The organism is Deltaproteobacteria bacterium, assembly GCA_016213065.1.
Classification (GTDB): domain Bacteria; phylum UBA10199; class UBA10199; order SPLOWO2-01-44-7; family SPLOWO2-01-44-7; genus JACRBV01.
Genome location: JACRBV010000022.1, coordinates 1 through 6073, shown reverse-complemented (window position 1 = coordinate 6073; position 6073 = coordinate 1). Strand labels below are relative to the sequence as shown.

Annotated in this window: 7 protein-coding genes; 4 read left to right on the top strand and 3 right to left on the bottom strand. The window is 44.5% G+C overall.

The features are described 5' to 3' along the window. A partial coding sequence (locus HY877_01330) for a PD-(D/E)XK nuclease family protein (GenBank protein ID MBI5298929.1) occupies positions 1–1603 on the top strand: 1603 nt, incomplete at its 5' end. Between the two features lie 7 nt (positions 1604–1610). After that, complete coding sequence (gene gshA / locus HY877_01325; protein ID MBI5298928.1) at positions 1611–2852, top strand: glutamate--cysteine ligase; 1242 nt, start codon at positions 1611–1613, stop codon at positions 2850–2852. On the opposite strand, the gene dksA is transcribed toward gshA, so the two are convergent. Further along, positions 2849–3214 carry an RNA polymerase-binding protein DksA gene (gene dksA, locus HY877_01320; GenBank protein MBI5298927.1) on the bottom strand — a complete coding sequence of 122 codons (366 nt, stop codon included), beginning with the start codon at positions 3212–3214 and terminating at the stop codon, positions 2849–2851. The two genes, gshA and dksA, sit on opposite strands and share 4 nt — an antisense overlap. 84 nt (positions 3215–3298) lie before the next feature. Between dksA and HY877_01315 the strand changes: the two genes are divergently transcribed. Next, positions 3299–3607, top strand: coding sequence for a DUF721 domain-containing protein (locus tag HY877_01315; protein MBI5298926.1), 309 nt, complete (start codon positions 3299–3301; stop codon positions 3605–3607). On the opposite strand, the gene HY877_01310 is transcribed toward HY877_01315, so the two are convergent. Together HY877_01310 and purD are read right to left on the bottom strand one after the other, a co-directional pair. Next, a complete protein-coding gene (locus HY877_01310; protein MBI5298925.1) occupies positions 3595–4233 on the bottom strand; it encodes a threonylcarbamoyl-AMP synthase in 639 nt (212 codons plus the stop codon). The two genes, HY877_01315 and HY877_01310, sit on opposite strands and share 13 nt — an antisense overlap. Beyond that, the gene (gene purD, locus HY877_01305) at positions 4230–5486 is read right to left on the bottom strand and encodes a phosphoribosylamine--glycine ligase (protein MBI5298924.1); all 1257 of its coding nucleotides are present in this window, start codon (positions 5484–5486) and stop codon (positions 4230–4232) included. Before purD ends, HY877_01310 begins: the two co-directional genes overlap by 4 nt. A 141-nt stretch (positions 5487–5627) precedes the next feature. On the opposite strand from purD, the gene HY877_01300 reads away from it, so the two are divergent. Then, a partial coding sequence (locus tag HY877_01300; protein ID MBI5298923.1) for a DNA damage-inducible protein D occupies positions 5628–6073 on the top strand: 446 nt, incomplete at its 3' end.

Genomic DNA, 6073 nt, shown 5'->3' with positions numbered 1-6073 from the left:
CGGTTTTCTCAATGCACAAGAAGTCATCGATCTTTTATTCTGTCTGAAATTGTTGGTAGAACCGGAAGACCGTCTGAGTCTTGTGGGTTTAATGCGTTCTCCGCTCCTCGGATTTTCCGACATTGAAATCACCGAGCTTTGCCTAAAACATCCAACACATCTTGGAAAAGCCCTATTACAAAGGCCGGAAGCCGCGTGGCTAAAAAATATCTTCGAGAAAAAGGAAATGATGAGTTCTGCGGACATTCTCGAAAATGTCGTGCAAGAAACCCATTACGATATTTTAGCCCACGAACTTGATCCTTCCGGAACAAAAAGAGCCAACATTGAACAACTGATCGAATTGGTACGTGAACTGGAACAGGATGAAGAACTCCCTCTTCAGGACCTTGTCGAATATTTCGAAGAATTAAAAAAGAGGCGCTCCACATTGAGTCCATCCAGCGGCATTGATCTTTCTCTTAGTGAGCAAAGCGAACGTGAAGGGGAGGCTCCAACGGCTTTGCCGTTGGAGGGGGCTTTGCCTGCCCATATAATAGATGCGTGCCAACTGATGACTGTTCATTCTGCCAAGGGTTTACAATTTCCTGTTCTTATTTTGCCTGATTTGATTCGCACGCCTCCTCCAAACAATCATCCATTTCTTTTTGTCCGCAACAAGGGACTCGGATTTTCTTTGAAGGAAGAAGAAAACACCTATCTGGACACCCTCAAAAAAGAAGAGAAGGAAGCGGATCTGGAAGAGCGCAAACGCCTTCTGTATGTGGCTCTCACACGCGCGGAAGAAAAAATTGTCATCCCATGGCATGAAGAAGCAAACCGCACGGGACCTTGGTATGCTTGGCTCAAAGAAGGAATTTCAAAAAAAGAATTTATTGAAACATGGAGCGCATCTGCAAAGCGTGAAAATTTTTTACAACCACTTCAAAATAAATTGCGCGGCAATTATTTTACTTTAAAAAAATTCAAACATGAAGAAATCAGACGACCGCTTCCCTATTTTACGGTAACAGAACTGGAAAAAAGTGTGATGAAAAAAACATGGGAGAAGGTCCATGAAATCACCTCGCAAAACGAAAGCACACGTCTTGTGGGTCCAACACTCGGAAACGTTGTTCACGCAGTTCTGAAAAATATCCGCGACAAAAAAGAAATTCTACCGCAAACACTTCTTCCAAAAATTTTGTTTGAACAGGGAATCATCGCCACGGAAAAAGAAATCAGCACAACGCTCGCGATGATTGAATCTTTTCTCAAAAGCGAAATTGCCCCGCCCCGATTTGACGGTCGCCACGAACTTCCCTTCAGCCTCAAACTTCCAAAGGCAACCATTGTGGGCACCATCGATTATGCGTTGGAAACGGATCAAGGCTGGATTATTTACGATTTTAAAACCGACGCGCAAATGGACCATGAAAAATACAAACTTCAAATGGATGTTTACGCTCTAGCCCTCTCCAAAGGCATCACCAAACCAGTCCTCAGAACGGAACTTCTTTACATTCGCCACAACAAAAAAGTATCCGTGGCTTGCACACTAGAACGCCTTCAACAAACACAAGAAAAACTAATTGAATTTGTTGAGGATATGGTTAAAACTTAACGTTCCTATGTTAGATATTCTTGCAAAATCGTTTCAGGAGAAATCAAAGGAACTCAACGTTTGGTTTGAAGAAAAGGCGAAGGGGATTTTGTTGCCCGTAACCAGTTCCGTGGATATCCGCAATGCCGGTTTTAAAGTCACCGTTGTGGACACCAATCTTTTTCCGGCCGGATTCAATAATCTGTGCAACAGTTTTTCTAAAACCGCCGCGGCTCAATTCAAGAACACCTTTCAAGCAGAAGCACCAAAAGCCAAAAAAATCCTTATAATTCCGGAGTCTTTCACCAGAAACTGGAATTATCTTGAACATTTAAAAAAACTCGAAAAACTCCTTCAGATGGCCGGTTTCGAAGCGGCTATTGGTTATCTTGGAGATGGTCTTCCTCAAAGTCCTTATGAAATCGCTCTCCCCAGTGGTGAAAAAATTATTCTTCAAAGTGTCGAAAAAACAAATTCCAGACTTCATGTTGCTTCCTTGGATCCCGACATTCTTTTTCTGAACAACGATTGTTCGGCCGGCATTCCTGAAATCCTTCAAAATATTACGCAACCCATCTTCCCTTCTCCGGAACTAGGCTGGCACAGCCGAAGTAAAAAGCGTCATTTTGAAATTTACTGCACACTGATTGAAGAGGTTGCAAAAATTTTGGAAACCGACTGTTGGAGAATGTGCCCTATCACCTACTGCGAGCATGACGTTGACATTAACAATCCCAAGGATCTGGAGCGGATTGCAGAGCGTGTCACAAAAGTTTTGGAACGCACCAAAACCAAATACGAAAAATACGGGATTGGTGAAAAACCGTACGTCTTTATCAAAAGCAACGCGGGCACTTTTGGAATGGGGCTTACCCATGTGGAATCCGCCGAAGAAGTGATGAACCTAAACCGGAAAGGCAGGCAAAAACTGACCTCCAGCAAAGGAGGGATCACACCCACCGAATTCATTATTCAGGAAGGGGTTATCACCATTGATTCTTTTGAAGGATCGCCGATCGAGCCGGTTTTATACCATGTTGGCGGAGAATTTGTCGGCGGGTTTTTTAGAATCCACGAAAAGAAAGATGCAAGGGCTTCCCTGAATGCCCCCGGGGCGCGTTTCGAATCGCTCTGTTTTCACAAAACCAAAGACACAAAACAGGGTGAGCTTGTCATCCATTGCAAAGACCATGAACATTTTTTCGTGATTGCACGCTGGCTCGGAAAAATCGCCACCCTCGCCGCAGGACTGGAACTCAAAGGACTTTAATCTGCAAAACCTTTTTCTACGCGTTCCTGATCTTCTTTACAACGAATGCACAGGTCGGTCACGGGGCGGGCTTCCAGACGTTTGGCGCTGATTTCTTCTCCACAGGATTCGCAAACACCGAAAGTTCCCTCTTCAATTTTTTCCAAAGTTCTTTCGATTTTTTTAAGGAGAATGCGCTCACGGTCACGAAGGCGCAAATTCAGGGATTGATCGGTTTCAGAGGTGGCTAAATCGATTTCATCGGAGAGGTCTTCACTGCTAAATCCAAGCCCCTGCTCTTTGGAGGTGCTGACGGTATTGAGCAGAATATGTCGCTGTTCCGAAAGAATTTTCTTGAAGCGGGTAATGTCTTTTTTATTCATAAGTACCTCCTTAAGGGAGGCGAATCCTTTACCAACAACCTTTTCTTGTCAACCTTAAACACATCGGTTTATAGTGCCCAACGCATGTCAAAACCCCCTTCATTTCATCCCCTAAAAAACATTCTGGGCAAACTCGCAAAAAATAACCAGTGGGAGCAGAAATTAAAACAATACGAATTTTTGTTGCATTGGGAAGAAATTGTCGGCGCAAAAATTGCCAAACAAACCACCCCCACCACTTGGCGAGGAACAACACTCTGTGTCAACGTTTCAACACCGGCATGGCTTCAGGAATTAAGAATGATGGAACCCGAAATCCTCGAAAAATTTCGTCTCAAATGCCCCAATCAACCGATCCACAAAATCCATTGGAGGGTCGGTCAAGATCGCTGAAAACAGCGAATGACTTCTTCGGCGGGGATGGAGCCGTCGCGGATGATGCGCATGGTTTCGTCGGTGACATCCACCACGGTGGAACCTCTGGAAGGCTCTGCTTCGCCGCCATCAATAATGCAGGCTAGGCGGTCTCCGAAATATTTTTGGATATGTTTCACGTTCAGTGAAGGAGGATAACCGCTTCTATTGGCGCTGGTGGTGCTTAATGGTTTGCCCACTTTTGCCACCAAAGCGGAAGCGATCGGGTGCGAGGAAATGCGAACGCCAATTTTTCCGGTATTCGTCACGAGGCTTTTTGGAAAAGAATTTTTTACGCGGAAAAGAATTGTCAGAGAACCGGGCCAAAAGCGACGCATCAATACTTTGGCCCTCTCCGGAATTTCATCTACAATTTCTTTCAACATGGCGTTGCTTGAAACCAAAACCGAAATGGGAAGTCCGTAATCACGCGATTTAAGATCGTAGATTTTTTTGATTGCTTTTTTGTTGAACACATCCGTCCCCAATCCGTAAATTGTCTCGGTTGGATAGGCGACGACTTCTCCTGCCTTGATAAAAGCCGCCGCTCTCTCCACCTCTTTTAAATCGGGAACTTTGGGATTGATCTGAATAATTTCCGTCATAAACCGATATCTTTTCGATAATAACAACCGGGCCATGTGATTTGGCCCGCAACTCCATAGGACAATTGAGCGGCACTGTGCAAATCATCGCCCAGCGCGGTGACACATAAAACACGCCCACCTGCCGTGACAATATGACCTTCGTTTAATTGGGTGCCCGCATGAAAAACAAATGTTTCCAGAGTGGCCGATGCCTTTTTCAAACCTTCAATGGGATAACCCGTAGCATATTTTTCAGGGTAGCCTTCAGACGCCATCACTACGCAAACAGAAACTTTTACCTCCCACGAAAGACGAAGATGACGCAAATTTCCATCCAAAGTTTCCTGAATTAATTGCAACAGATCGGTACGCAATCGCGGCAAAATCACCTGCGCTTCGGGATCTCCAAAGCGGACATTGAATTCCAAAAGCTCGGGTTCCCCATTGGAAATCATTAAACCCGCATACAAAATTCCAACGAAGGGATTTCCTTCGTCTGCCATTCCCTTGACAGTAGGAATCATAATGCGTTCCATCACTTTTTCGTAAAGAGCCGGAGTTGCAAGTGAGGCGGGAGAATAAGCCCCCATCCCTCCGGTGTTCGGGCCCTGATCGTGATCCAAAAGACGTTTATGATCTTTTGCCGAAGCCAAAGGCAAAATATGTTCTCCATCCACAATCGCCAAAAAAGAAACTTCATCTCCCACCAAAAAATTTTCGATCACAATGGAGCGGGAAGCCTCTCCAAACTTTTTTTCGACGAGCATTTTATCAATGGTTGTTTCGGCTTCATCGCGGGTGTCACAAATAATGACGCCTTTCCCCTGCGCCAAACCATCCGCTTTGATGACAACGGGAAAATCAGAGTCGTTAAGATATTCTTTTGCCGCTTGGGGATCTGTGAAGACCGCGAAAGGGGCTTGGGGAATTTTATGGCGCTTGCAAAATTCTTTGGTAAATATTTTGGAAGATTCTAATTGCGCGGCAGATTTTGTCGGTCCGAAAATGGAAAGTCCCTCTGCATGAAAAAGATCGACAATCCCGCCTGCCAAAGGCACTTCAGGTCCCACAACAGTTAAACTGACATTTTGCGTTTTAACAAACTGGAGCAAAGCCTGAATATCCGTTGCAGGAATCGCAATGCATTCTGCAAGCGAAGCAATTCCAGCATTTCCGGGGGCACAAAAAATCTTTGGTTTTTGGGGAGACTGGGAAAGCTTCCAGACCAAAGCATGTTCCCTCCCCCCCGAACCGATGACGAGGATTTTCATAAGGAACCGGCTCTATAACATAAAAGGAGACAGTATCAAGCCTTTCGCATTCGGCCATCCGGCTTCCATATAGCATCTGTTAACCTGCGCAAATTTCTAGTCTGTTGATCTTTCCAATGAAATTTATTAAACCCCTACATTATGAAAAAAGAACTCATTATCAAACTGCATAACGCTTTTGAAATGGTTATGCATGCCGAGGAGGAAATCGAATTTTGGTATGCTCGTGATCTTCAAAAACTGCTCGGATATGAAAAGTGGGACAATTTTCTAAAAGTGGCCGAAAAGGCCAAAATGGCCTGTTTTAATTCAAAGCAGACCATTGAGGATCATTTTGCCGACGTCGGGAAAATGATCGATCTGGCCAAGGGAGCTCAAAGAGAAATTGATGACATCAAGCTGACTCGTTATGCTTGCTATCTCATTGCACAAAATGGAGACCCTCGCAAAAATGAAATTGCTTTTGCCCAAACATATTTTGCCGTTCAAACCAGAAAACAGGAAATAATTGAGCAACGGCTCGCCGAGATAGAACGCCTTCAAGCACGGGAAAAGTTGAGTATTTCTGAAAAAAAACTTTCCGGTGT

Excerpts from the sequence above, each read along its gene's own strand:
- dksA (MBI5298927.1), bottom strand. The coding sequence starts at position 3,214 with ATGAATAAAAAAGACATTACCCGCTTCAAGAAAATTCTTTCGGAACAG.
- HY877_01315 (MBI5298926.1), top strand. The coding sequence starts at position 3,299 with ATGTCAAAACCCCCTTCATTTCATCCCCTAAAAAACATTCTGGGCAAA.
- HY877_01310 (MBI5298925.1), bottom strand. The coding sequence starts at position 4,233 with ATGACGGAAATTATTCAGATCAATCCCAAAGTTCCCGATTTAAAAGAG.
- purD (MBI5298924.1), bottom strand. The coding sequence starts at position 5,486 with ATGAAAATCCTCGTCATCGGTTCGGGGGGGAGGGAACATGCTTTGGTC.
- gshA (MBI5298928.1), top strand. The coding sequence starts at position 1,611 with ATGTTAGATATTCTTGCAAAATCGTTTCAGGAGAAATCAAAGGAACTC.